Annotated in this window: 20 protein-coding genes; 11 read left to right on the top strand and 9 right to left on the bottom strand. The window is 72.1% G+C overall.

The window, feature by feature from the left end; translation table 11 throughout:
• Nucleotides 1–75 precede the first annotated feature (75 nt).
• Nucleotides 76–1,053: an aldo/keto reductase gene (locus ACGFJ7_RS40355; RefSeq protein WP_360254475.1), complete on the top strand. Its 978-nt coding sequence runs from the start codon at nucleotides 76–78 to the stop codon at nucleotides 1,051–1,053.
• Between the two features lie 150 nt (nucleotides 1,054–1,203).
• Entirely contained in the window at nucleotides 1,204–1,395 is a 192-nt protein-coding gene (locus tag ACGFJ7_RS40350) for a DUF5703 family protein (RefSeq protein WP_360254473.1), read from the top strand.
• 52 nt (nucleotides 1,396–1,447) lie between these two features.
• On the opposite strand, the gene ACGFJ7_RS40345 is transcribed toward ACGFJ7_RS40350, so the two are convergent.
• Both ACGFJ7_RS40345 and ACGFJ7_RS40340 read right to left on the bottom strand, forming a co-directional pair.
• Nucleotides 1,448–2,119 (bottom strand): hypothetical protein, encoded by a 672-nt coding sequence (locus ACGFJ7_RS40345; RefSeq protein WP_360254471.1) that lies wholly within the window; start codon nucleotides 2,117–2,119, stop codon nucleotides 1,448–1,450.
• Nucleotides 2,120–2,143: 24 nt separating this feature from the next.
• Nucleotides 2,144–3,451 carry a M20/M25/M40 family metallo-hydrolase gene (locus tag ACGFJ7_RS40340; RefSeq protein WP_360254469.1) on the bottom strand — a complete coding sequence of 436 codons (1,308 nt, stop codon included), beginning with the start codon at nucleotides 3,449–3,451 and terminating at the stop codon, nucleotides 2,144–2,146.
• 112 nt (nucleotides 3,452–3,563) lie between these two features.
• Between ACGFJ7_RS40340 and ACGFJ7_RS40335 the strand changes: the two genes are divergently transcribed.
• Both ACGFJ7_RS40335 and ACGFJ7_RS40330 read left to right on the top strand, forming a co-directional pair.
• Entirely contained in the window at nucleotides 3,564–4,145 is a 582-nt protein-coding gene (locus ACGFJ7_RS40335) for a hemerythrin domain-containing protein (protein WP_360254467.1), read from the top strand.
• 100 nt (nucleotides 4,146–4,245) lie between these two features.
• Nucleotides 4,246–5,241, top strand: a complete 996-nt coding sequence (locus ACGFJ7_RS40330) for a LysR family transcriptional regulator (RefSeq protein ID WP_360254465.1) — start codon at nucleotides 4,246–4,248, stop codon at nucleotides 5,239–5,241.
• Between the two features lie 29 nt (nucleotides 5,242–5,270).
• Here the strand turns inward: ACGFJ7_RS40330 and ACGFJ7_RS40325 are convergent, their stop codons facing one another.
• Nucleotides 5,271–7,793: an ATP-dependent Clp protease ATP-binding subunit gene (locus ACGFJ7_RS40325; protein ID WP_360254463.1), complete on the bottom strand. Its 2,523-nt coding sequence runs from the start codon at nucleotides 7,791–7,793 to the stop codon at nucleotides 5,271–5,273.
• Nucleotides 7,794–7,923: 130 nt separating this feature from the next.
• Between ACGFJ7_RS40325 and ACGFJ7_RS40320 the strand changes: the two genes are divergently transcribed.
• The 7 genes from ACGFJ7_RS40320 (at nucleotide 7,924) to ACGFJ7_RS40290 (ending at nucleotide 15,409) form a co-directional block, all read left to right on the top strand.
• A complete protein-coding gene (locus tag ACGFJ7_RS40320; protein ID WP_360254461.1) occupies nucleotides 7,924–8,304 on the top strand; it encodes a hypothetical protein in 381 nt (126 codons plus the stop codon).
• Nucleotides 8,305–8,361: 57 nt separating this feature from the next.
• Nucleotides 8,362–9,591 carry a class I SAM-dependent methyltransferase gene (locus tag ACGFJ7_RS40315; protein WP_360254459.1) on the top strand — a complete coding sequence of 410 codons (1,230 nt, stop codon included), beginning with the start codon at nucleotides 8,362–8,364 and terminating at the stop codon, nucleotides 9,589–9,591.
• Nucleotides 9,588–10,682, top strand: a complete 1,095-nt coding sequence (locus ACGFJ7_RS40310) for a glutamate--cysteine ligase (protein ID WP_360254457.1) — start codon at nucleotides 9,588–9,590, stop codon at nucleotides 10,680–10,682. The genes ACGFJ7_RS40315 and ACGFJ7_RS40310 overlap by 4 nt, the downstream gene beginning before the upstream one ends.
• Before the next feature lie 226 nt (nucleotides 10,683–10,908).
• The gene (locus ACGFJ7_RS40305) at nucleotides 10,909–11,169 is read left to right on the top strand and encodes a hypothetical protein (protein WP_097321034.1); all 261 of its coding nucleotides are present in this window, start codon (nucleotides 10,909–10,911) and stop codon (nucleotides 11,167–11,169) included.
• A 4-nt stretch (nucleotides 11,170–11,173) separates the two neighbouring features.
• Nucleotides 11,174–12,076, top strand: a complete 903-nt coding sequence (locus tag ACGFJ7_RS40300; protein ID WP_360254454.1) for a hypothetical protein — start codon at nucleotides 11,174–11,176, stop codon at nucleotides 12,074–12,076.
• A complete protein-coding gene (locus tag ACGFJ7_RS40295; RefSeq protein WP_360254452.1) occupies nucleotides 12,069–14,702 on the top strand; it encodes an FtsK/SpoIIIE domain-containing protein in 2,634 nt (877 codons plus the stop codon). Before ACGFJ7_RS40300 ends, ACGFJ7_RS40295 begins: the two co-directional genes overlap by 8 nt.
• On the top strand, nucleotides 14,699–15,409 hold the full coding sequence (locus ACGFJ7_RS40290; RefSeq protein WP_360254450.1) for a hypothetical protein: 711 nt from the start codon (nucleotides 14,699–14,701) through the stop codon (nucleotides 15,407–15,409). The genes ACGFJ7_RS40295 and ACGFJ7_RS40290 overlap by 4 nt, the downstream gene beginning before the upstream one ends.
• Nucleotides 15,410–15,565: 156 nt before the next feature.
• On the opposite strand, the gene ACGFJ7_RS40285 is transcribed toward ACGFJ7_RS40290, so the two are convergent.
• The 6 genes from ACGFJ7_RS40285 to ACGFJ7_RS40260 form a co-directional block, all read right to left on the bottom strand.
• Nucleotides 15,566–17,185, bottom strand: coding sequence for an ATP-binding protein (locus tag ACGFJ7_RS40285; protein WP_392647225.1), 1,620 nt, complete (start codon nucleotides 17,183–17,185; stop codon nucleotides 15,566–15,568).
• A gap of 76 nt (nucleotides 17,186–17,261) precedes the next feature.
• Nucleotides 17,262–18,179, bottom strand: coding sequence for a type II secretion system F family protein (locus ACGFJ7_RS40280; protein ID WP_392647222.1), 918 nt, complete (start codon nucleotides 18,177–18,179; stop codon nucleotides 17,262–17,264).
• 3 nt (nucleotides 18,180–18,182) lie between these two features.
• Nucleotides 18,183–19,148, bottom strand: a complete 966-nt coding sequence (locus tag ACGFJ7_RS40275) for a type II secretion system F family protein (protein WP_360254442.1) — start codon at nucleotides 19,146–19,148, stop codon at nucleotides 18,183–18,185.
• Nucleotides 19,145–20,515, bottom strand: a complete 1,371-nt coding sequence (locus tag ACGFJ7_RS40270) for a CpaF family protein (protein WP_360254440.1) — start codon at nucleotides 20,513–20,515, stop codon at nucleotides 19,145–19,147. Before ACGFJ7_RS40270 ends, ACGFJ7_RS40275 begins: the two co-directional genes overlap by 4 nt.
• Entirely contained in the window at nucleotides 20,512–21,684 is a 1,173-nt protein-coding gene (locus ACGFJ7_RS40265; RefSeq protein WP_360254438.1) for a P-loop NTPase, read from the bottom strand. Before ACGFJ7_RS40265 ends, ACGFJ7_RS40270 begins: the two co-directional genes overlap by 4 nt.
• Entirely contained in the window at nucleotides 21,681–22,460 is a 780-nt protein-coding gene (locus ACGFJ7_RS40260) for an RcpC/CpaB family pilus assembly protein (protein ID WP_360254436.1), read from the bottom strand. The genes ACGFJ7_RS40265 and ACGFJ7_RS40260 overlap by 4 nt, the downstream gene beginning before the upstream one ends.
• Nucleotides 22,461–22,479 lie beyond the last annotated feature (19 nt).

The following is a 22,479-nucleotide window of genomic DNA, read 5'->3' as shown; positions in this document are numbered from 1 at the left end:
CTCGGTCAGGTAACCGACCGGTTCTAGCAGGGCGTCAGCATTTCCCTAAGGAGACTGTCTGAATAAGGTTCACTCATGCAACAGCGACCGCTCGGCCGAAGCGGGCTGGCGGTGTCGCGGCTCGCTCTCGGCACCATGACCTGGGGCCGGGACACCGACCCGGACGACGCGGCCGCGCAACTGAAACTCTTCCTCGAGGCCGGCGGCACCCTGCTCGACACGGCCGACGTCTACGGCGACGGCGACGCCGAGGCCGTGATCGGCTCCCTGCTCGACCACCTGGTCCCCCGCGACGAGGTGGTCATCGCCACCAAGGCCGGCCTCACCCCGCACGGCTTCCGCACCCGCGACGGCTCCCGCGGCAACCTGCTGCGCTCGCTCGACGCCTCGCTGCGCCGGCTCGGCACCGACTACGTCGACCTCTGGCAGGTGCACGGGTACGACCCGATGACGCCCCTGGAGGAGACGCTGGGCGCCCTGGACCACGCGGTCAACAGCGGCCGCGTCCGCTACGTGGGCGTCTCCAACTTCGCGGCCTGGCAGACCACCCGGGCGGCGACGTGGCAGGCGGCCTACCCGGGCCGGGCGCCGATCGTGGCCTCCCAGATGGAGTACTCGCTGCTGGAACGCGGCATCGAACGCGAACTCCTGCCGGCGGCGGCCGCGCTCGGTTTCGGCGTGCTGGCCTGGTCGCCGCTGGGCCGGGGCGTGCTCACCGGCAAATACCGCAACGGCCGCCCGCTCGACTCCCGGGCCGCCACCGAACACCTGGCCGCGTTCGTGCAGACGTACCTGGAACCCCGCAGTTCGAGCATCGTCCAGGCGGTCGTCACGGCGGCCGCCGGCCTGGGCGTCTCCCCCGTCGAGGTCGCCCTCGCCTGGCTGCGCGACCGCCCCGGCGTGGCCGCCCCGATCCTGGGCGCCCGCACGGCCGCCCAGCTCCAGGGCGCCCTGCTCAGCGAGGACCTGACCCTGCCGGCCGAGATCGCCAACGCCCTCGACGACGTCTCCGCCATCGACGTCGGCTACCCCGAACGCGACGGCGAGCCCTGACCCCTCACGGACGGCGAAGATCGCCGATTGTGACCACCGCCGCAGCGTCCGGGCGGGCACCGGCGTTGACCAGCGTAGATCTGACGCCGGGGTGGATAACCGCTGGTCAGTGCTTGTCGGAGCCCCGTGAGCGGGTGCACTCTAGGTGCCATGGACTACGAATACGCGCCGCTGAGGTTGCCCTCGAATGTCGATCGGTTGACCGCGGCGGCGCAGCTCGCCATTCAGGCGGAGTTCTCGGGATGGGAGCTGGCCCGGGTGCAGCTCTACCGGGACGGCACCCGCAAGGTGATGCTCCGCCGTCGTGTGCAGCCCACCCCGCAACCGGGGTTGAGCTACTGAGAAAGGCCCGTCCGAACGCGGACGGGCCTTTCTCGTCGACAACCGAAGAGCCTCAGTGGTGGTGACCGGCGTGGTCCTCTTCCTCGTCGGGCAGGTACGGGTGCTCGTCGAGGCGCCCGACCAGCAGGTCGCCCTGCTTCGGGGCGAACGGGCCGTCGCCGTCGGAGTCCTCGAAGGCCTCCAGGTCGAGCGGCTCGGAGATCTCGCTGACCGTGAGCAACCCGTCGAGCGGCTCCAGCTCGGGCACGTCCAGGGAGCTCAGCGAGCCGTCGCCGGCCTGCAGCAGCTCGAGCACGGCCTCGCCGACCGTCTCGACCGGACCCGGGTCCTCGTCCTCGGGGACGGCGCCGCGCCGGGCCGTCTCGGCCCGCCGCAGCAGCGCCGAGATGCTGGGCACGCGGTAGTCGCGGCGCTGGCGCACCGAGAGCACCTGCGGGTACGGGTCCGTCGACTCGGCCGGGTCGAAGCCGTCGACGCCGAGGCCGAAGCGCTGGTCGGCCTCGTCGGGGTCGATCGACTCGACGTCCCAGGGCGTCACCTCGCCGTACGCGTCGAGCATCTTCTCGTCGTACGCGAAAGAGGCGTTGTTGAGGTTGACGTACGCCTGCCAGACATCGTCGTCATCCATGCGGCCCTCGGCGGCCTTGACGGCGGTCAGATGCGCCCGGGCGGCCTCAACGACCCGCTCGAGGGCGGCGTCGAGCTCCGCGTTCTGGTCGGTCATCGAAGTGGGTCCTTCCACACAAAATCAGCTGTTTCGGAGCAGACGGTCGAGCACACGCACGCCGAACTCTAGTCCCTCGACCGGAACGCGCTCGTCAATGCCGTGGAACAACGAGGAGAACGCCAGGTCGGCCGGGAGTTTCAGCGGGGCGAACCCGAAGCACCGGATGCCGAGGGTGGCGAAGGCCTTGGCGTCGGTGCCGCCGGACATCATGTACGGGATGGTGCGCGCGGCCGGGTCCTCGGCCCGCAGGGCGTCGGCCATGGCCTCGACCAGCGCGCCGTCGAAGCCGGTCTCGACGGCGGTCTGCTGGGAGACGTGCTCGATGTCGATGCCGGGGCCGATCAGCTCGCGCAGTTCGGCCAGGAAGGTGTCGGCGTGCCCGGGCAGGGTGCGGCAGTCGATGGTGGCGCTGGCCCGGCCGGGGATCACGTTGTCCTTGTATCCGGCCTCGAGCCGGGTCGGGTTGGCCGTGTTGCGGACGGTGGCGCCGATCAGGTTGGCGATCGGGCCGAGCCTGGCGATGACCTCTTCCGGCTTCTCCGGGTCGAGCTCGACCTGCAGCGCCTCGCTGATCTGCTCGAGGAACGTGCGCACGGTCGGGGTGAGCACGGTCGGGAAGCGGTGCCGGCCGACCCGGGACACCGCCTCGGCCAGGGTGGTGATCGCGTTGTCGTCGTGCACGAACGAGCCGTGCCCGGGGCGGCCGGTGGCGTGCAGGCGCAGCCAGTCGAGGCCCTTCTCGGCGGTCTGCACCAGGTAGAGGCGCAGGTCGTCGTTGACGGTGAAGGAGTAGCCGCCGACCTCGCCGATCGCCTCGGTGACGCCGTCGAACGCGTCGCGGTGGTTGCGCACGAGCCACTGCGAGCCGTACTCCATGCCGGCTTCCTCGTCGGCCGTGTAGGCCAGCACGATGTCGCGGGGCGGCACGTAGCCGGTGCGCTTCCACTCGCGGACCACCGCGAGGATCATCGCGTCGAAGTCCTTCATGTCGATGGCGCCGCGGCCCCAGAGGTAGCCGTCCTTCTCCTCGCCGGAGAACGGGTCGACCGACCACTCGCTGGCGTCGGCCGGGACCACGTCGAGGTGCCCGTGCAGGAGCAGGGCGCCACGGCTGCGGTCGGCGCCGGGAATGCGCGCGAGCAGGTTGGCCCTCGTCGGCGCCGACTCGTGGATCTCGGACTCGATGCCCACCTCGCCGAGCTTCTCGGCGACGTACTCGGCGGCGACGCGCTCGCCGACCGTGGTGCGCGGGTCGCCGGTGTTCGTGGTGTCGATGCGCAGCAGGTCGCGGCAGAGGCCGGTGACCTCCTCGACGGCGGTGGTCTTCATCGCCTATTCCTACCAGCAGATGATTACGGGCCTTCAGTCAGATCAAGGGCGGCGGTGGGGTGGTTGGACTGGGAGGTTTGTGGCGGCCACCACTGCGGGAAACGTGACGGCCGTGACTTCGCTGAATCTTCCCCCGCTTCCGCCGCTGGGTGGCGAGACCACCGGGCGCAATGTCGTCGACGTCATCACCCAGCAACACCGCGACCTGCTCAAGCTGTGCGACCGCATGCTCGCCGACCCGGACGACAAGCGGGTCACCGACGTCGTGATCGCCACGCTGTCGCGGCATCTGAGCTGCGAGGAGCAGTATCTCTACCCGGCGATCCGCAAGGCCGTGCCCGGTGGCGAGGAGCTGACCGACCGGGAACTGGCCGAGGACCAGGCGCTGCTGGTCACCCTGCAACGGCTGCAACGGGACCCCGCGGCCCGGGACGACGTGGCCGCGGCCGTGCGCCGGCACGTCGACGCGGACGCCGAGGAGCTTCTGCCGGTTCTCGTGCAGATGGTGCCGATCGAGGATCTGATCCGGGTCGGTAACCGGTTCGAGACGGCCGAGGAGGCGGCGCCGACCCGTCCGCACCCGGCGACGCCGTCGGTTCCCCCGTGGAACAAGGTCGTCGATCCGGCCGTGGCCGTGGTGGACAAATTGCGCGATGCCGTCACCCGTCGTACGACGTACGCCAAGGATTTGTAGGGAAAACACCGGATTCGTTAACCCATTTGTCACAAGTGAGGGATGTTTCGAAGGCGCGTAGGGCTAGCCATCTATGTATATGTGGTCCTAACGTCACGCTATGAACCTGGAGCTGCGGCACCTCAAGGTGGTCTGCGCCATCGCGGAGACCGGCAGTGTCACCAAGGCGGCATCGCAGCTGGGGCTCGCACAGCCGGCGCTGACCGCGCAGCTGCAGCGCATCGAGCGCACCCTCGGCGGCCCGTTGTTCGAGCGGGACCGCCGGGGCGCGCGGCCGACCGCGCTCGGCGAGCTCGTCCTGGCCCGGGCCCGGGTGCTCCTGCCGGCCATGAAGGGCCTGCAGGACGAGGCGGCCCGGCTGGCCGGCGCGACCGGCGAGGGCCGGATGAGCCGCTACCGGTTCGGGGCGATCGGCGGTCCCATCCTCGGCGGCATGGTCCACCGGCTGTCCATGGCCGAGCCGGAGGCCCAGATCACCACGTACGCCTCGTACTACGTCGACGAGCTGGCCAACATGGTGATCGCCGGCAAGCTCGACTACTGCCAGGTCGGTGTCTGCGGCGACGCGATCCCGTCGGCCGACTACGGCCTGGTGTGGCAGACGGTCGCGGTGGACGCGGTGTGCGTGCTGATGCCCGAGGACCACCCGAACGCCAAGGGCACCGACGTCGACCTGGCCGAGCTGGCCAACGAGCAGTGGGTGGCCGGCACCGGCGACGGCTGCTTCGGCGACTGCTTCGCGGCGGCCTGCGCGCGGGCCGGCTTCACCCCGCGGCGGGTGCTCGAGAGCGACATCCGCGGCTGCGTCGACATGGTCGAGGCCGGGTCGGCGCTGGGGTTGTGCCAGCCCACGTTCCGGGCTCCGGCCGGTCTGGCCCACCGCCCGCTGCGCGGGGCGCCCCTGCGCTGGCGGTACGTGATCGGGTGGCATCCCGACTCGCCGGCCGCGCTCAGCGCGCACAAGCTGATCGAGATGGCCCAGGACGCGTACGTCGAAGTGGCCGCGCGCAATCCCGCGTACCTCGATTGGCGCGTCGACTATCCCCACCTGGGCGTCTACGACGGCCTGATACACAGCGGAAGGGGCCCGGCGTAAGCCGAGCCCCTTCGTCGCTAACTGGTACCTCAGGAGGCGTCGAAGGTCAGCTTGCCGTCGGCCGCGCCGACCTTGACCTTCTGCCCCTGCGCCAGGTCGGCGCCGAGCAGCATCTTCGACAGCCGGTTGTCCAGCTCCCGCTGGATGACCCGGCGCAGCGGGCGGGCGCCGAACTCGGGCTGGAAGCCCTTCTCGGCCAGCCAGTCGATCGCCTCGGTGGTGATCTCCAGGGTGATGTCCTGCGCGTGCAGGCGCCGCCGCGTCTCGTCGAGCATGAGCTCGGTGATCTGCCGGACCTGCTCCTGCTCGAGCTGCCGGAAGACGATGATCTCGTCGATCCGGTTGATGAACTCGGGCCGCAGCTGCTCCTTGAGGCGGCGGTCGAGCCGGTCGCGCAGCTCCTCCTCGGCCGCGCCGTCGGCGCCCGTGCCGAAGCCGACGCTGCGCCGGGTGCCGCTGATGATGTCCGAGCCGAGGTTGCTCGTCATGATCAGCACGGTGTTCTTGAAGCTCACCGTGCGGCCCTGGCTGTCGGTCAGCCGGCCGTCGTCGAGCACCTGGAGCAGGATGTTGAAGACGTCCGGGTGGGCCTTCTCGATCTCGTCCAGCAGCACGACGCTGTACGGGCGGCGGCGCACCGCCTCGGTCAGCTGGCCGGCCTCGTCGTAGCCGACGTAGCCGGGAGGGGCACCGACCAGACGCGACACGGTGTGCCGCTCCTGGAACTCGCTCATGTCGAGCCGGATCATCCGGTCCGAGTCGCCGAACAGCGCCTCGGCCAGCGAACGGGCCAGCTCGGTCTTGCCGACACCGGTCGGCCCGAGGAACAGGAAGCTGCCCACCGGCCGGTCCGGGTCGCCGAGCCCCGCCCGCGAGCGGCGGACCGCCTCCGCGACCGCCTCGACCGCGTTGTCCTGTCCGACGACCCGCTCGTGCAGGTAGCCCTCGAGGCGCAGCAGGCGCTCCTTCTCCTCCTCGGTGAGCTGGGCGACCGGGATGCCGGTGGCCCGCGACACGACGTCGGCGATGTCGGCGTCGGTCACCTGGGGCACGCCGTCGGCGGAGACGCCGGCCGACGCGATCTGCTCCTTCAGGGAGTTGATCTCGTCGCGGAGGGCCACCGCCTTCTCGTAGTTCTCGGCCGCCACGGCCTGGTCACGGTCGCGGGAGAGCTGCTCGAGGCGGCGCTCCTTCTCCCGGACGTCGGCGTCGGGGGTCTTGACCCTCAGCCGCACCCGGGCGCCGGCCTGGTCGATCAGGTCGATCGCCTTGTCCGGCAGGAACCGGTCGGTGATGTAGCGGTCGGACAGCTCCGCCGCGGCCTGCAGGGCCTCGTCGGTGATCCGCACCTGGTGGTGCGCTTCGTAGTTGTCGCGCAGGCCGCGCAGGATCGCGACGGTGTCCTCGACGCTGGGCTCGCCGACCAGCACGGGCTGGAAGCGACGGGCCAGGGCCGCGTCCTTCTCGATGTGCTTGCGGTACTCGTCGAGCGTGGTCGCGCCGACGACGCGCAGCTTGCCGCGGGCCAGGGCCGGCTTGAGCATGTTGGAGGCGTCCATGCCGCCGCCCTCGCCGCCGCCACCGGCGCCGACCAGCGTGTGGATCTCGTCCAGGAAGACGATCATGCTGTCGCCCGAGTCCTGGATCTCGTCGATGACCTTGCGCAGGCGCTCCTCGAAGTCGCCGCGGTAGCGGGTGCCCGCGACCAGGCCGGCCAGGTCGAGCTGGATGACCCGCTTGTTCTCCAGGGTCAGCGGCACGTCGCCGTCCACGATGCGCTGGGCCAGGCCCTCCACGATCGCGGTCTTGCCGACGCCGGCCTCACCGATGAGGACGGGGTTGTTCTTGGTACGCCGGGACAGGATCTCCACGGCCTGCTCGATCTCGCCGGCGCGCCCGATGACCGGGTCGATCTCGCCGCGGCGGGCGAGCTCGGTCAGGTCGACGCCGAACTGCTCGAGGGTGGGGGTGTTGGCGTTGCCGCCGCCACCGCCGCGCTGCGCCGCGGCGCGCGGGGCGCCCGGCTGCGGCTCGGCGGACTGCTGGAGCGCCTGCGGGTCGAGCTTGCCGCCCAGCAGCCGGCCGGCCGCCGAGTCGGGGTTGAGGCCCAGGGCCATCAGGATGTGCTCGGGACCGACGTAGGACGCGCCGACCGCGCGCGAGATCTGGAGGCTGTCGAGCAGCGCCCGCTTCGCGGCGGGGGTGAGCTGGACCTGCGTGGGCAGTTCCTCGCTGACGCCCGCCGGGCGGCCGAGAGCGGACAGCAGCTGCTCGGGGTCGGCCCCGGCGCGGCGCACGGTCTGCTTCATCGGCTCGAGCTGCAGAGTCGCCCAGAGCAGGTGGTCGGTGTCCAGGTCGGCGATGGTGCGGTCGGGGTCGGCCAGCTCGGCTGCCCGGCGCGCCGCCGCGGAAAGAACCTCACGGGCGTCGCCGCTCATGTACTTGGTGATGTCGATGCGCTGCGAACGGCGCGGGTCCGCCGCGCCGAAGAAGCGCGCGAAGAAGTCGTCCCACTGGCCGGGCCCACCCGGTCCGATCGGTCCGATGCTCATACGTCTTCTCTCTTCTCCGTAGCCGTTGTGCCGGGGGCCTTTACCCACCTTGCACGACCCCTATCAGCGCCGCGCGGGATCGATTGATTCCCCATCCGCCACAAAAGTTGACTCAGGTACGCTCAACTTCATGACCGTACCTCTCGTGATCGTCGACGGGGCGAACGTCGTCGGTTCTGTACCTGATGGGTGGTGGCGTGACCGGGCCGCCGCGGCCCTGCGGCTGCGCGACGCATTGACTCCGATCATGGAAACCGGCCTGCCCGATCTGGCCGGCCCGGTCGAGGTCGCGCTGGTCGTGGAGGGTAAGGCCGGCCAGACACCGCAAGCCGAGGGCGGCGTCCGCGTGGAACGCGCCGACGGCTCGGGCGATGACAAGATCGTCGACGTGGTACGGGCGGAGGCGCCGGCCAGACGCGTCGTGGTTGTGACAGCAGATCGCGGATTGCGCGATCGCGTGACACAACTGGGCGCCGAGGTGAGGGGGCCGTCGAGCGTACCGAGGCGCTGAATTGTGACCACTCTCCCACAGCCCGTAACCCCGGTCACTCGCCAGCGCCGCCGGTGAATGATTTGCCCCGTTCTGTTCGGCCCGGCCCGGCAGCCCTACCTCGGTGACGGCCCGGACGAGTTGCCGACCGCGATCCTGGACCAGGCCGCCGCCCACCTGGCCCCGCACGGCTCGCTCGTGCTGTTCAGCGGCGCTGGCGTGGTCGGCGGCCGTGACGAGTTCCAGCAGGCCGCGGCCGATCGCACTGGTCATGCTCGTCGCCACGCGGGGACCGAGACAGGCCGGGAGCCGGCAGGAATGGGCGGGACGATCGTGGGCATGCGGCACGCCATGACGATCACCGCCATGACCGCCGCGCCGACCGACGCGATCGACGCTGCCCTGATCGACCTGGGCCGGGCTCTGCGTGAGACCGGTTACGAGTTCACGACCGTCACACCGGCCACGCACGAGAGGGTCAACCGGCGGCCGCAGAACCAGCGGGCGTGCGGCCCGCGGGACGTGTTCGGGTGGAGCCGGCCGTTCGGGCCGGGCGTGCTCCCCGAGCGCATCGTCGAGCTGATGGACGCGGCCGGGGTGCTACGGCGCGACGGCGACGAGTGGCGCAGCACGGTGCGGTTCTCCTCGTACGACGGAGAGCTCTTCGTCCATTCGGCCTTTCCGACCGACGCCGAGGACTCGGTCTTCTTCGGGCCGGACACCTACCGGATGGCCGACGCCGTGGCCGCGCACGTCGAGAGCCGCGCGCACCCGATCCGGCGGGCGGTCGACATCGGCTGCGGCACCGGGGCCGGCGCGATCACGGTGGCCAAGCGGGCGCCGGAGGCCGGTGTTCTCGCGGTCGACATCAACCCGGCGGCGCTGCGGCTGGCCCGCATCAACGCGGAGCTGGCCGGCACGCCCGGTGTACTGCCGTGCCGCAGCGACCTGCTCGACGACGTGGACGGGGAGTTCGACCTGATCTTCTCCAACCCGCCCTTCATGATCGACCCGGCCGGCCGGGCGTACCGGCACGGCGGGGCGCACGGGCACGAGCTGTCCATGGCGATCATCGACGCGGCCGCGGAGCGCCTGGCCCCGGACGGCTGTCTGGTCCTGTTCGCCGGGACCGGGATCGTCGGCGGGACCGATCCGTTCCGCCAGGCCGCGGCCGAGCGGCTGGCGGGCACCGGCCTGCGGTGGGACTACCGGGAGTGGGACCCGGACGTGTACGACGAGGAGCTCGACGGGCCGGCCTACGCCCACGCCGAGCGGATCGCCCTCGTGCTGCTGACCGCGACCCGATGAACGGACCGACGATCGGGGTCGAGGAGGAGTACCTGCTGCTCGACCCGCGCACCGGCGAGAACGTGCCGGTCGCGCCGGCGGTGGCCGGGAAGTTGCCGGAGCCGCTGCGGGAACAGAGCCGGCGCGAGTTCCGGCACAGCATGATCGAGATGGTGACGCCGGTCTGCTCGAGCCTCGACGAGGTGGCGGACAGCCTCCGCACCATGCGGCAGGCCGCCGGGGAGGCCGCCGCGGCCGCCGGGGCGAACCTGGTCGCGCTCGGCGCCACGCCGGTCGGCGAGCCGGATCTGACGGTCACCGACGATCCCCGGTACCGGGCCATCGCCGGGCACTACGGGCCGATCGTGGGCGACCCGGCGGTCTGCGGGTGTCACGTGCACGTCGGTGTGCCCGACGTGGAGACGGCCGTCCAGGTCGGCAACCATCTGCGGCCGTGGCTGCCGGTCCTGCAGGCGATGTTCGTGAACTCGCCGTTCGCCGCGGGCGCGGACACCGGGCACGCGAGCTGGCGGGCCATGCAGCTCGACCGGTGGCCGAGCCTGGGGCCGACGCCGTACTTCGAATCGCCCGCCGATCTGAAGCGCATGGTCCGGTTGCTGGTCGGCGCCGGCGTGATGATGGACGAGAGCCTGCTGCTGTGGCACGCCCGGCCGTCGGCGCGCTATCCGACCGTCGAGGTGCGCGTCGCCGACGTGTGCCCGTCGGTGGCGGACGGGGTGCTGCTCACGGCCCTGGTCCGGGCGCTGGTCGGGACGGCCCTGGACGACATCGCGGCCGGCCGGCGGGCCCTGCCCGTCCCCGACTGGGTGCTGAAGGCGGCGCACTGGAACGCGGCGCACAGCGGGCTGGGCGGCACGCTGCTGGATCCGTCGCGGGAGAGCACCCGGCCGGCGTGGGAGCTGGTCGACGAGCTCGTCGAGACGGTGACGCCGGCCCTGGACCGGCACGGCGACCTCGGCACGGCGTACGAGCTGTTGGCGCCGCTGCGTACCGTGGGCACCGGCACGGACCGGCTGCGCCGCGAGCACGAGCGCACCGGCGACCTGCCGCGGACCCTGGCCGACGCGGCGCGCCGCACGCGGGCCGGGTGAAAGATCACCCCGCGGGTTCAATCCTGTTCACTCAAGAGCGACTGCCGCCGTACGCCAAATCGCCCGAAGTGGACTGTCCGGCCGCGTACCGGAAGAGTCTTTTCGCAGGTCGTGCCACACGTCGACTGGGGGCGTGGCAAAAGGGGCGTGCGGGGATACCCGGACAGGAAGGGGGCAGTACGCTTGCGACAGTAGTCCGGTTTCCGCACAGCAGGAGGCTGCACGGGTGGCCAGTGTCGCCGAGGTCAAAGCGGCCGTCGATGCCGCACTTCAGCAAGTGACCGAAGGGCAGGCGGCGATACAGGCGGCCCGGGAGAAGATCGGCGAGGCCCAGCAGAGCCTGGCCGCCGCGCTCGACGGCAGCGGCAACGACGCGGTCGGCGCGGCCCACGCGTCTCTGTCGCAGGCCGACCAGTCGCTCGAGGAGTGCCTGGGCGCCACACTGCTCGCGGTGGAGCAGGCGCAGACCTACACGGCGATGCTCTGACGCGATGTCGCTGATCCAGGAACTCGGCGCCCGGCTCCGCGCGACCTCGGACGAGCTGCCCACGGGGCAGGTGACCGTGGCGATGGAGAAACTGCGCAGCGCCACCGAGATCCTCATGTGGGTGCGGGAGCAGTCGGTCGACCCGATCGGCGTGCCGCAGCTGTCGAACGCCACCGAGGCGGCCGAGCGGGCCGCCGCCGCGCTGCGCCTCGCCCAGGACGCCATCGCGCAGTACCTCGCCTCGGTGGGTCTCAGCGGCGACGCGAGCGCGCCGCCCGACCGGGACTGGAAGGCCGGCCTCGAACAGCGCGACGAGAGCGCCCCACCGCCCGCGGCCCCCGACCAGGCGGAGCAGTTGGGGCCGTGGTGGCAGGAGCGGGTCACCCAGTTGACCGGCGAGCCGGCTCCCGCGTCGTCTGACAAGTCCGACAAGCCGGACACGGCCGAGCTTCTTCGGCGGGTGGCCAGCGGCGTACGGGCCGGGGACCGCGCCCGGCTCGGGCGCGAGCTGCACGGGGTGAACGCCTCGACCGGGCTCGCGCTGTCCGCCGTCACGCCGCCCGTGCTGCACCGCCTCGCCGGCGACCTGCTCGGCCACGAACCCCGCCCCGAGGACGTGCCGCGGCTGCGCTCGGCCGCCGAGGGCCGCGTCAAATCGCTGCTGCCGGGCACCTCACCGGCCGTGCTCGAGACCCTCATCGCGCGCATCTGCCGGGTACCGGCCGAGGGCGGCCGGCGGCCACCCGGCCACCCGGCCGACAACGCGGTGACCGCCAGCGTGCTGACCGGCGTCCTGCTGGCCCGGCTGGGCCGGGACGCGGGAACGCTCGACCCGTCGGCGCCGGACCCGCTGCGCCGCCCCGCCGAATCCTCCGACTCCTCCGGGAGCCCCACCCGACATGGCTGAGTCGACCGCACAGCAGGTGATGGAGATCCGGGCCGGGCTGTCGCACGCGCTCGGCGCGGCCGCGATCGCCCTCGACCGGGCCCGGGGCGCGCACGCCGCCGCCGTCGAGCGCCGCCGCAAGATCGAGTCGGCGGCCGAGGCGCGCCTGCGCAAGATCGGGGACGCGCGCGACGCCCGGATGGCCGAGATCGACGACCAGCACCGGGCCGACCTCGCGGCGTACGCCGAGGCGGCCGCGGCCGCCGCCGACCGGGCCGCGCCCGGCGCCGCGGGCGACCCGTGGGACGACTGGCAGGCGACCCCGCTCGACCGGGCCGCCGAGCTGCGGGTGGGCCGCCTGCTGCTGCCGCATCCGGAGAAGGTGCCGGCGCTGGTGCCGCTGCTCGACCGCGGTCACGTGGTGGTCCGCGGCGACCGCACCCTCGGCGACGAGGTGGTGGCCGGCCTGCTGCTGCGGGCGCTCGGCACCGCGGCGCCCGGCCAGGTCAAGCTCATCGGCTACGACCCGGAACACCTGGGCGGCGGCCTGGCCCGGTTCGCGCCGCTCGCCCCGGCCGGCGTGCTCACCTTCGTCGGGCCCGGCGGCCTGCCGGCGCTGCTCGACGACCTGACCGCCCACGTCCGCCGGATCAACGAGACCGTGCTGGCCGGCGAATACACGTCGCTGCGCGAACTCAACGCGGCCACCCACCGGCGGCCGGAGCCGTGGCGGGTCGCCGTGCTGCTCGGCGCGGGCGAACTGAGCCGGGCCGAACAGGCGCAGTTGCAGCGGCTGCTGCGCACCGGCGCCGCCTGCGGCGTCCACCTGGTCATTCAGGGCCTGCCGGTGCCGGCCGGCGACGGGATCGAGTTCATCACCGCCGCGAGCGACGATCACGCGCGGATCAGCGGTGCGGGTGCTCTTCCCGTACGGCTGGACGGTGGTCCCCCGCAAGCGGTCGTGGCCGCGACCTGTCGCCGGATCGCCGAGGCCGTCGAGGCCGGGCCGGCCCCCGTGGCGCTGGACAGCCTGCTACCGCGGGAGGAATGGAACCAGAGCGCGGCGACCGGGCTGAGCGCGCCTCTGGGCGACAGCCCGCAGGGTGTGCCGGTGCAGGTGACGCTGGCCGACTACCCGCCGCACGCGCTGATCGCGGGCCCGTCGGGCACCGGCAAGACCAACCTGATCTACGCCTGGATGGGCGCCCTGGCCGCCCGCTACTCCCCCGCCGAGCTCGCCTTCTACCTGCTCGACTTCAAGGAGGGCGTGTCGTTCGCCCGGTTCGCGCCCGGCCGGCGCGACCCGAGCTGGCTGCCGCACGTCCGGCTGGTCGGCGTCAACGTCAACACCGACCGCGAGTTCGGGCTCGCCCTGCTGCGTTTCCTCGGCGAGGAGCTGCGGCGCCGGGCCGACGCGGCCAAACGGTACGAGGTGACCAACCTGGCCGAACTGCGCACCGAGGACCCCGAGGGCAGCTGGCCGCGCATCGTGGCCGTGGTCGACGAGTTCCAGGTGCTGCTCTCCGGGCGCGACGCGGTCGCCGCCGAAGCGGTCGACCTGCTGGAGGACCTGGCCCGGCGCGGGCGCTCCCAGGGCATCCACCTGATCCTGGCCTCGCAGGACGTCAGCGGCATCGAGGCGCTGTGGGGACGGCCGGCCCTGGTCGCCCAGTTCTCGCTGCGCATCGCGCTGCCCCGGGCCCGGCGGATCCTGGCCGAGACGAACACGGCGGCCGAGTCCCTGCCGCGCTACCACGCGGTGGTGAACGCCGACTCGGGCGCGACCGAGGCCAACAAGGTCGTCCGGGTGCCGGCGGCCGGCGACCGTGAACGCTGGAACGCGCTGCAACACCGGCTGTGGCGCCGGCGCCCGCCCGAGCTGGGCCCGCCCCGGCTCTTCGACGGCGACGTGGTGCCACGGCTCGCCGACAGCCCCGACTTCCGCCGGCTCACCCCGGCCGAGTCGGTGGCGGCGCCCATGGTGCTCCTCGGCGAGACCATCGACGTGGCCGCCCGCTCGGCCCGCACCGTGCTGCGCCGCGCCCCCGGCCGCAACCTGGCCGTGCTGGGCACCCGCATGGACGAGGCGTGCGCGGTCCTGGCCACGGCCGGCATGTCGCTGGCGGCCCAGTTCCCGCCCGACGGCGCCCGATTCTCGATCCTCTGCCTCGACCCGGACGCGCGGGCGGCCGCGGCGGCCCTCTGCAACGACCTGCCCGACTGCGGCTGGTACGAGGCCGACAACGCCGACTGGCTGCTGGAGGACGCGGCGAGCGAGGCGTCGGCGTCGTGGCCGGCCGACCGGCCGCACTTCCTGGTCATCTACGCGGCCGACGCGCTGCCGGGCGGCAAGGAGGCGGCCGAGCAGCTGCGCACGATCCTGCGCCAGGGTCCGGAACGCCGCCTGCACGTGCTCGGCTGGTGGCGGGGGGCGGCCCTGCTGCGCGACGCGCTGGGCGGGCAGGCGTCACGCACCGACCCGATCGGCGCGTGGGTGGCCCTGGACGTGCACGGCAGCGAACTCGCCCCGTTCTACCCCGGGGCGGGCGCGCCGGCCTGGTACCCGCGCCCGTGGCGGGCCCTGCACTTCGACCGCTCGGTGCACCGTGGCGCCGAGGTGATCATCCCCTATGGAGCCGGCTCATGACCCAGGGCGGCGGCCTGCAGCCGGCCGACTTCGCGACAGCCGACTACCGCAGCGTCCTGCGCCGGCTGACCACCCTCGACGACGAGGCGGCGACCATGCGCGCCGAGGCGGCCCACTGGCACGACGAACGGGTGGCCGCGGCCGAGGAGGCGATCCACGCGGCCGACGAGGCGGTGCTCGCGGCGTCGCAGGAGGTGGCCCGGGCCCAGCGAGCCCTCGAGGAGGCGGACGCCCGGGCGGCGGGCCTGTGGTCGGAGTACGTCCACAAGGTGGGCCCGGTGGCCGAACGCTACGGCCGCACGGTCCCGACGGCGGCGATCCCGCGCCAGCGCTCCGACCGCGACGCGGACGACTACTTCGACGAGGTGGCCACGAAGGTCAAGTACACGGCCCCGGCCCGCCCGATCACCGGGGGCGTGAAGCTGCTGTTCGGCGTCTTCGGCTTCCTGGGCGGCGTCGTCGGCGTGATCCTGCACCAGGCGCTGCGCGAGAACGGCGGCTCGGCCACCGGCACGTGGAAGGACGCCCTCCCGGTGGTGGCCCTCCTGGTCCTGCTGGCCTGCCCGGTGCTCGCGGTGGTCGCCGCCAAGCGCGTGGCCGACCGCCGAGGCGTAGGCCTCGACACTTCCACGGTCGTCACAGTCCTGATCACCGGCCTGGTGACCGCCGGCATCCTCCTGACCGCCGTCCGAGCGGCCGCGACCTAACCGCTGAACCGCCGCAGCCCCACAAAACCGGCAAGATCTTCGGCGATCCAGCACCGTCAGGCGGCCTTCGACCTGCGCTTCAAGAAGTCCTCGATCTTGGCAGAGCGCACGAAGCCCTCGGGTGGCGCGCCTCCTGGCTCTTGCTCCACGCCTATGTCAGCGGGCCAAGTGGAGGTGCAGGACGGTGCCGCCGCCGGGGGCCTCGTCGATGGTCATGTGGCCGCCGTGGCGTTCGACGATGCGGCGGCAGGTGGACAGGCCTATGCCGTGTCCCTGGCGGGAGGTGGGGTCCACCTGGGCGAACATGTCGAAGACGCGGGCGCGCTGGTCGGATGGGATGCCCTGGCCGTTGTCGGTCACCGTGATGTCCCAGCCGGACGAGGAGGGCGTGCCGGCCACCGACACCCGTGGGGAACGGTCGGGGTGGCGGTACTTGATGGCGTTGTCGATCAGGTTCTGCAGGAGCTGGCGGAGCAGTGTCGGGTCGCCGGTGACCGTGGGCAGCGGGTCCTGGGCGGTCACCGTGGCGCCGCTGGTCTCGATCAGGGTGCGCAGGTCGGTCGTCACGTGGGTCAGCACGTCCGTCAGGTCGACCGGCTCGGCCGTGCTCGGGGCGTGGCCCGCCCGGGCGTACGAAAGCAAGGCCTGAACCAGCTGTTGCATGCGGTCCGTCGCGGCGACCGCGCCGGACATCCACTTCCGCGCCCGGTCGTCCATCACATCGCCGTACGTCTCGAACAGCATCTCCAGGTAGCCCCGGGCGCCGGCCAGGGGACGCACGAGGTCGTGGCTGACCGCGGCCGCGAAACCCTCCAGCTCGTCGTTCGAACGCCGCAGCTCGGTGACCAGGTCCTCGATCTGGCGCAGGTTCGCGCGTTCGCGGGTGACGTCGGTCAGGGCGACGACCGCGCCGATCCGCTCGCCGCTGTCGGCGATCATGCTGCGGGCGCTGGCCGTCAACGTCAGGAGAGCATCATCGGCCGTACGCAGGACGAGCTCCTCGTCGTCGACCCTGACATCCTCGCGCAGGGCTCGGAACAGGGGCGCGTTCTCCTGGGGCAACTCGGTCACGCCGTCCGGTTCGAGCAGGTTGATGCGTCCGGCGATCTCGGTCAGGTCGCCGGCGCCGCTCAGGGCGCCACCCCACCGCCGTACGGCCCGGTTGAGAATCGTCAGTTGACCTTGTTCGTCGGCGGCGGCGATGCCGATGTCCACGGTGTCGACCAGGGTCTCGACGAATTTGCGGCTCCGTTCGGCGTTCACCGCCATCTCCGCCGCGAGACGGCCCTGCCGACGGCGTTCGAAGAGCCCGACCAGCACACCGGCCAGGTCGGTGAGCCGTTCGATCTGACCGGGCGTGAGGTGTCTGACCACGTCGTCGAAGACGCAGAGCGTGCCCAGGGGGTAGCCGCTCGGGGCGATCAGCGGGGCCGAGGCGTAGAAGCGGACGTTCGCCATCCGGCCGTCGACCCACGGGTTGCCGGCGTACAGCGGGTGCTCGCGGGCGTCCGGAACGTACACGAACCGGCCCGTGCGCAGCTGAATGTCGCACATCGAGTCGGAGCGCGCCGAGTCGCCGCCCTCGAAGCCGACGGTGGTGAGCTGACACTGCCGGTTCTCGTCGATCAGGTTGAGAGTCGCGGTCGGCACCTCGGCCACCATCGCGGCGACCCGGACGACGGCTGACAGCTCGTCGTCGGCCGGCGCGTCGAGCAGGCGGTACTCGTGCAGCGCCGCCAGCCGGCGCCGCTCCCTCTCCGATCCGAGGTCGGACATCATCTTCTCCGATCGGCATCCTGGCCGGTCACCTTAACGGCCCTGGAGAGCGAACGGCGCAGCCGCGACGACAGGGTCAGCCGAAGGACTTCGAGAGGGTGATGACGGCTGGGCCGACGACGACGATGAAGATGGCGGGGAACATGCAGAACATGACGGGGAACAGGAGCTTCACCGGGACCTTCTGGGCCATCTCCTCGGCGCGCTGGCGGCGGCGCATGCGCTGATCGGCCGCGTGTTCGCGGAGGATGCCGGCTACCGAGATGCCTAGTTCGCCGGCCTGGATCAAGGCGGTCATCAAGCGCTTGAGGTCTCGGACCGTGGTTCGGGAGGCCAGGGAGCGCAAGGCCTCCGTTCTCGCGACGCCCAGGCGCATCTCCTGCAGGACGCGGTTCAGCTCGTCGGACATCGGGCCCTTCGTCGCGCCGGCCACCTGGTCCATCGCCGAGTCCAGGCCCAGGCCGGCCTCGACGCCGATGACCATCGCGTCCATCACGTCCGGCAGGGAGTAGAGGATCTTCTCCTGGCGTTTGACGCCGGCGTTGTAGACCAGCAGTTGCGGCATCAGGAAACCCGCTACCAGGCCGGCCGGGATGCCGAGCAGCACCGCGTCGGTGTCCTTGGTCCAGCCGTACGCGAAGAAGGCGCCCACACCCGCGCCGACCACCGCGCCGAACGGGCGGGCCCGCATCACCCTCGCCAAGGGCCAGGCCGGCGGGTTTCCCGCGTAGTCGAGCAGGCGGCTCAGCCGGTCGCGGCCGGCGGCCGGGGTGAGTAGTTCCGCCACCCGGTCCAGGCCCGCGATGACCAGGGAACGCAGGCGCCGCTGGACGGCGCTGCCGGTGTCCCGGCGCATCTCCGGGCCGGTGCCGAAGGCCGCCAGCGCCCGAAGGATCCGTTCGAAGCGGGGTGGCGGCAGCAGGACCGCCACCGCGGCCAGCACGAACGCGAGCACGACGCCCGCCACAGCCGCGCCCAGCACGATGTTGGCCACGGCTTACGCCTTCACCTGGACCACGATGCGCAGCCAGATCGCGCCGATCGTCAGCGCGACCACGCCGACGGCCAGCATCGCCCAGCCGAGCGGCTCGGTGAACAGGGGCTCCAGGTAGGCCGGGTTGGTCAGGTAGAGGATCAGGCCGGTGGCGATCGGCATGGCCGTCAGCACGTAGGCCGACATGCGGCCCTCGCCGGACAGGGCCCGTACGTGCCGGCGCAGGTAGGAACGTTCGCGCATGGTGTCGGCGGTGGTCTGCATGACGTCGACCAGGCTGCCGCCGACCTCCCGTTGCAGGCGCAACGCCATGACCAGCCACAGCATCTCGTCGCTGCGGGTGCGTTCGCCGATGCGTTCCAGGGCGTCCTCGAAGCTGCCGCTGATCCGGGTCTCGGACAGGGCGCGGCGCAACTCGGCCGCCACCGGGCCCTCGTCGTCGCGGACCGCCGCCTCGACCGACTGATGCATGGTGAAACCCGAGCGCAGCGAGCTGATCATCAGTTGCAGGGCGCCGGGCAGTTCGTCGGCGAACGCCTGCTCGCGGCGCCGGATCCTCGTGCGGAGCAGCATGTTCGTGCCGAAGAATCCGATCAGCAGGCCGAGCGGCAGGGCCGCGGAGAAGGGCAGGATCAGCTTCAGCAGTACGACGGTGGCCAGGCAGGCGTACAGGCGGACGGCCAGCCATTCGGTGGGGCGCGTCGTCGCGCCGAGCCGGTCGAGCAGGGGGGCGCTGCGTTCGGCCAGGTCGCTGAGCAGTTCGGACCGGTCCACCTTCCGGCCGGAGGCGTGCACCAACCGCCGCCACCACACCTCTTTCTCCACCTCGCGCCGCACGGTGAAGTGCTGCAGGGAGGCGAGGCGGCGCTGGATGGGGGTCCGGCCGAAGGTCGCGGCCAGCACGGCATACGCCAGCAGGAAGGTGGCCGCCGAGGCGGCGCCCACCGCGATGACGAAGGCCGGGATCACCGCGGGCGGCCCGAGAACATGGCCGGGGGCAGCGTCACCCCGTACCGGGAGATCACCTCGGCGAACTGGGGGCGGATGCCGGTCGAGCGGAGCCCGCCGGCGGCGCCCGGTGTGTCGGCGCCGGCCGTGGGGTCGTACAGGAAGAGGTCCTGAAGGGTGATGACCTCGGACTCCATGCCGACCACCTCGGTGATGTGGCTGATCTTGCGGGTGCCGTCCTTGAAGCGGCCGACCTGCAGGATCAGGTCGACGGCGGAGACGATCTGGTCGCGGATGGCCCGGCTGGGCAGGTCGAGGCCGGCCATCAGCACCATCGTCTCGAGCCGGGACAGGGCGTCGCGCGGGGTGTTGGCGTGCAGCGTGGTCAGGGAGCCGTCGTGGCCGGTGTTCATCGCCTGGAGCATGTCGAGGGCGGCGGCGTCGCGGACCTCGCCGACGACGATCCGGTCGGGGCGCATCCGCAGCGCGTTGCGGACCAGGTCGCGGGTGGTGACCACGCCCCGGCCCTCGGAATTGGGCGGGCGGGTCTCGAGGCGTACCACGTGTTCCTGGTCGAGCTGCAGCTCGGCGGCGTCCTCGATGGTCACCACCCGCTCGTCGGCCGGGATGAACCCGGACAGGATGTTGAGGATGGTCGTCTTGCCGGAGCCGGTGCCGCCGCTGACCAGGATGTTGCGGCGGCCGCGGACGCAGACGTCGAGGAATTCGGCGGCGGGCCGGGTCAGGGTGCCGTACGACAGCAGGTCGCCCACGGTCAGCGGAACCGCCGAGAACTTCCGGATGGTCAGCGAGGAGCCGTCGATGGCGATCGGCGGGACGATCGCGTTGACCCGGCTGCCGTCGGGCAGGCGGGCGTCGACCATGGGGCTCGCCTCGTCGACCCGGCGGCCGACCCGCGAGCAGATCCGGTCGATGACGCGGCGCAGGTGGGCCTCGTCGTCGAACTCGGCGCCGACCCGTTCGATGCGGCCGAAACGCTCCACGTAGACCGACTGGGGGCCGTTCACCATCACCTCGGTGATCGACTGGTCGCGCAGCAACGACTCGATCGGCCCGTGACCCAGCACCTCGTCGACGACCTCGTTGACGATCCGCGCCCGGTCGGCACCGGACAGCGGGGTCTCCTCGCGGGCCAGCAGGTCGTTGAGCGCCTCGCGGACCCGGCCGTCAAGCTCCTCGGTACTGTCGCCCCGGCCGGCCGCGTACAGCGACGGGCCCAGCTCGTCGGCGAGTTTGCGCTGGATGCGCTGCCGTACCTCGTACACCTGGTCGTTGACCGGGCGGCCCGGGCGGTGCCGTTCCTCGGCGGCCGGGGTGGGTGACTTGTCGGCCGGCGTGTTGCCGCCGATGCGGGACGACAGGCTCATGCCCGGCCCCGGCGGGACAGGAACCGGCGGCGGCGCACGGGGGCGGCCTCGACCCCGGCGCAACGGTCGGCCAGGGAGCGGATCGCGCGGCTCACCGGATGCATCGGGTCGGTCTGGCACAGCGGCTCGCCCGCGTTCACCGAGACGGTCACGTCACGGCTCGACGGCACCTGCACGGTGAACGGCATGCCGACCGCCAGCTCGACCTCGGCCGGGCTCAGGCCGACCTGGGTGTTGGCCCGGTTGAAGACCAGAAGCCGCTTGTCCTGGGCGTAGTCCAGCAGATCGAACATCTCGACGGTGAGCCGTACCGATTTCAGGGTGGGCAGGTCGGGCGTCACGATCGGCACGTACCAGTCGGTCATGTCGAGCGCGGCCAGCACCTGGTCGGTGACCACGGCCGGGGTGTCGACCACGATGAAGTCGTAGACGGGCCGGGCCGCGTCCAGCATCTCGACGACGAACTCGCGGCTCACCTTCTCCCCCTCGGCCGGGCTGGGCGGGGCGAGCAGGGTGTCCAGGCCGGGCCGGTACGGTGTGACGATCGAGCGCAGGCCCGGCTCGTCGAGCCGGCCCGCCATGGTCACCCCGCCGGCTATGTTCCGCTCCGGCGACAGCTTCAGCATGATGGCGATGTCGCCGAACTGCAGGTCGAGGTCGATCAGCAGGACCCGGCGGCCGCCGCCGGCCAGGGCCACGGCCAGGTTGGTGGCCAGCATGCTGCGCCCGTTGCCGCCCTTGCCGGAGAAGAGCGTGACGACCCGGGCGTACGGGGCCACGTCGGCCGACGTGCGCAGCGTAGTGCTCAGCGCCTTCGACAGGTCGATCGACCGGATCGTGGCGTCGCGCAGCCCCTGCTCGTCGTCCTCGGCCACGATCTCGCGCACGCCGGACTGGAGGCACCGCAGCACCACGCCCGGCTCCACCACCTTGCGGATCAGCACGACGCCGATGAGCGGGCGCTGGAGCCGCTGGTAGGCGGCGACCATCAGCGACTCCTCGAGCTCGACGGTGGCGCCCAGGATGATCAGGATGGTCTCGGGGTAGCGCCGCAGGTGCGCCTCGAGCTCGTCCATGCCGTCGAGCATGGTGCAGCCGACCTCGCGGAAGGCCGGTCCGATCTGCGAGCGCCGCGCGTCGTCGGGTTCGACGTAGACGTAGAGGCTCACGGGAACAACCCGGAGATGTCGACGCCGGGGCCGGGCACGGCGGTCGCCTCCGGTCCCAGCATGGCCAGGTAGAGCAGGCCGGTACGGGCGGCGTGCACCAGCCGCTGGGCGTCCGGCGAGTCGACGGCCAGCGTGACCACGTACCGCACGTAGCTGGACGGGGTGGTACCGGAGGTGGTCGCCGAGGCGGAGGGCGACGGCGTCGGCTTGGGGGTGACGTCGGGGGCCTGGGCCTCACCGATCGAGATGACCACGGCCCGCGGCAGCAGCAGCCGGGTGGTCTGCTCCTCGGCGTTCTGGGCGGTGGCCGGGAAGGTGCCGTAGACGGCGACCCGGTCCCCCGCGACCAGGTTGCCGGCGACCTGGGTGGGCACGCTGAGCTGAACGGTGACCGCGAGCATGCCCGTGGGCACCGCGAAGCCCCGGCTGGGCGCGGAGGCGGAGGGGCCGGCCGCCTGGAAGAGCGGGCGCATCAGCAGCTGCATGCGTTCGGCGGTGGCCGACAGGGTCAGCCGGTCGAGGTCGCTGGTCCAGCTGGTCAGGGTCCCCTCGGGCACGGTCCGCGCGGGCATCAGGACCCGCTCGGCCAGGCCCTTGGCGCGGATGTCGGCTCCCCTGGTCCCGGCCGGGATGCGCTGCTTGGCCACCAGCACCCACACCCCCTTCACGCCGTTGAGCGCCCGGCGGTCGGCGGAGTGGGCGTAGGCCAGGACCGCCACCCCACTGATACCGGCCAGCAGCAGCGCCGCGAGCAGGATCAGGACACGCCGTCGCATGTCCTAACGATCTCAGGTA

It is taken from the genome of Actinoplanes sp. NPDC048988 (assembly GCF_043197815.1).
Taxonomy (GTDB): domain Bacteria; phylum Actinomycetota; class Actinomycetes; order Mycobacteriales; family Micromonosporaceae; genus Actinoplanes.
This window is presented reverse-complemented; position numbering and strand designations above follow the sequence as displayed.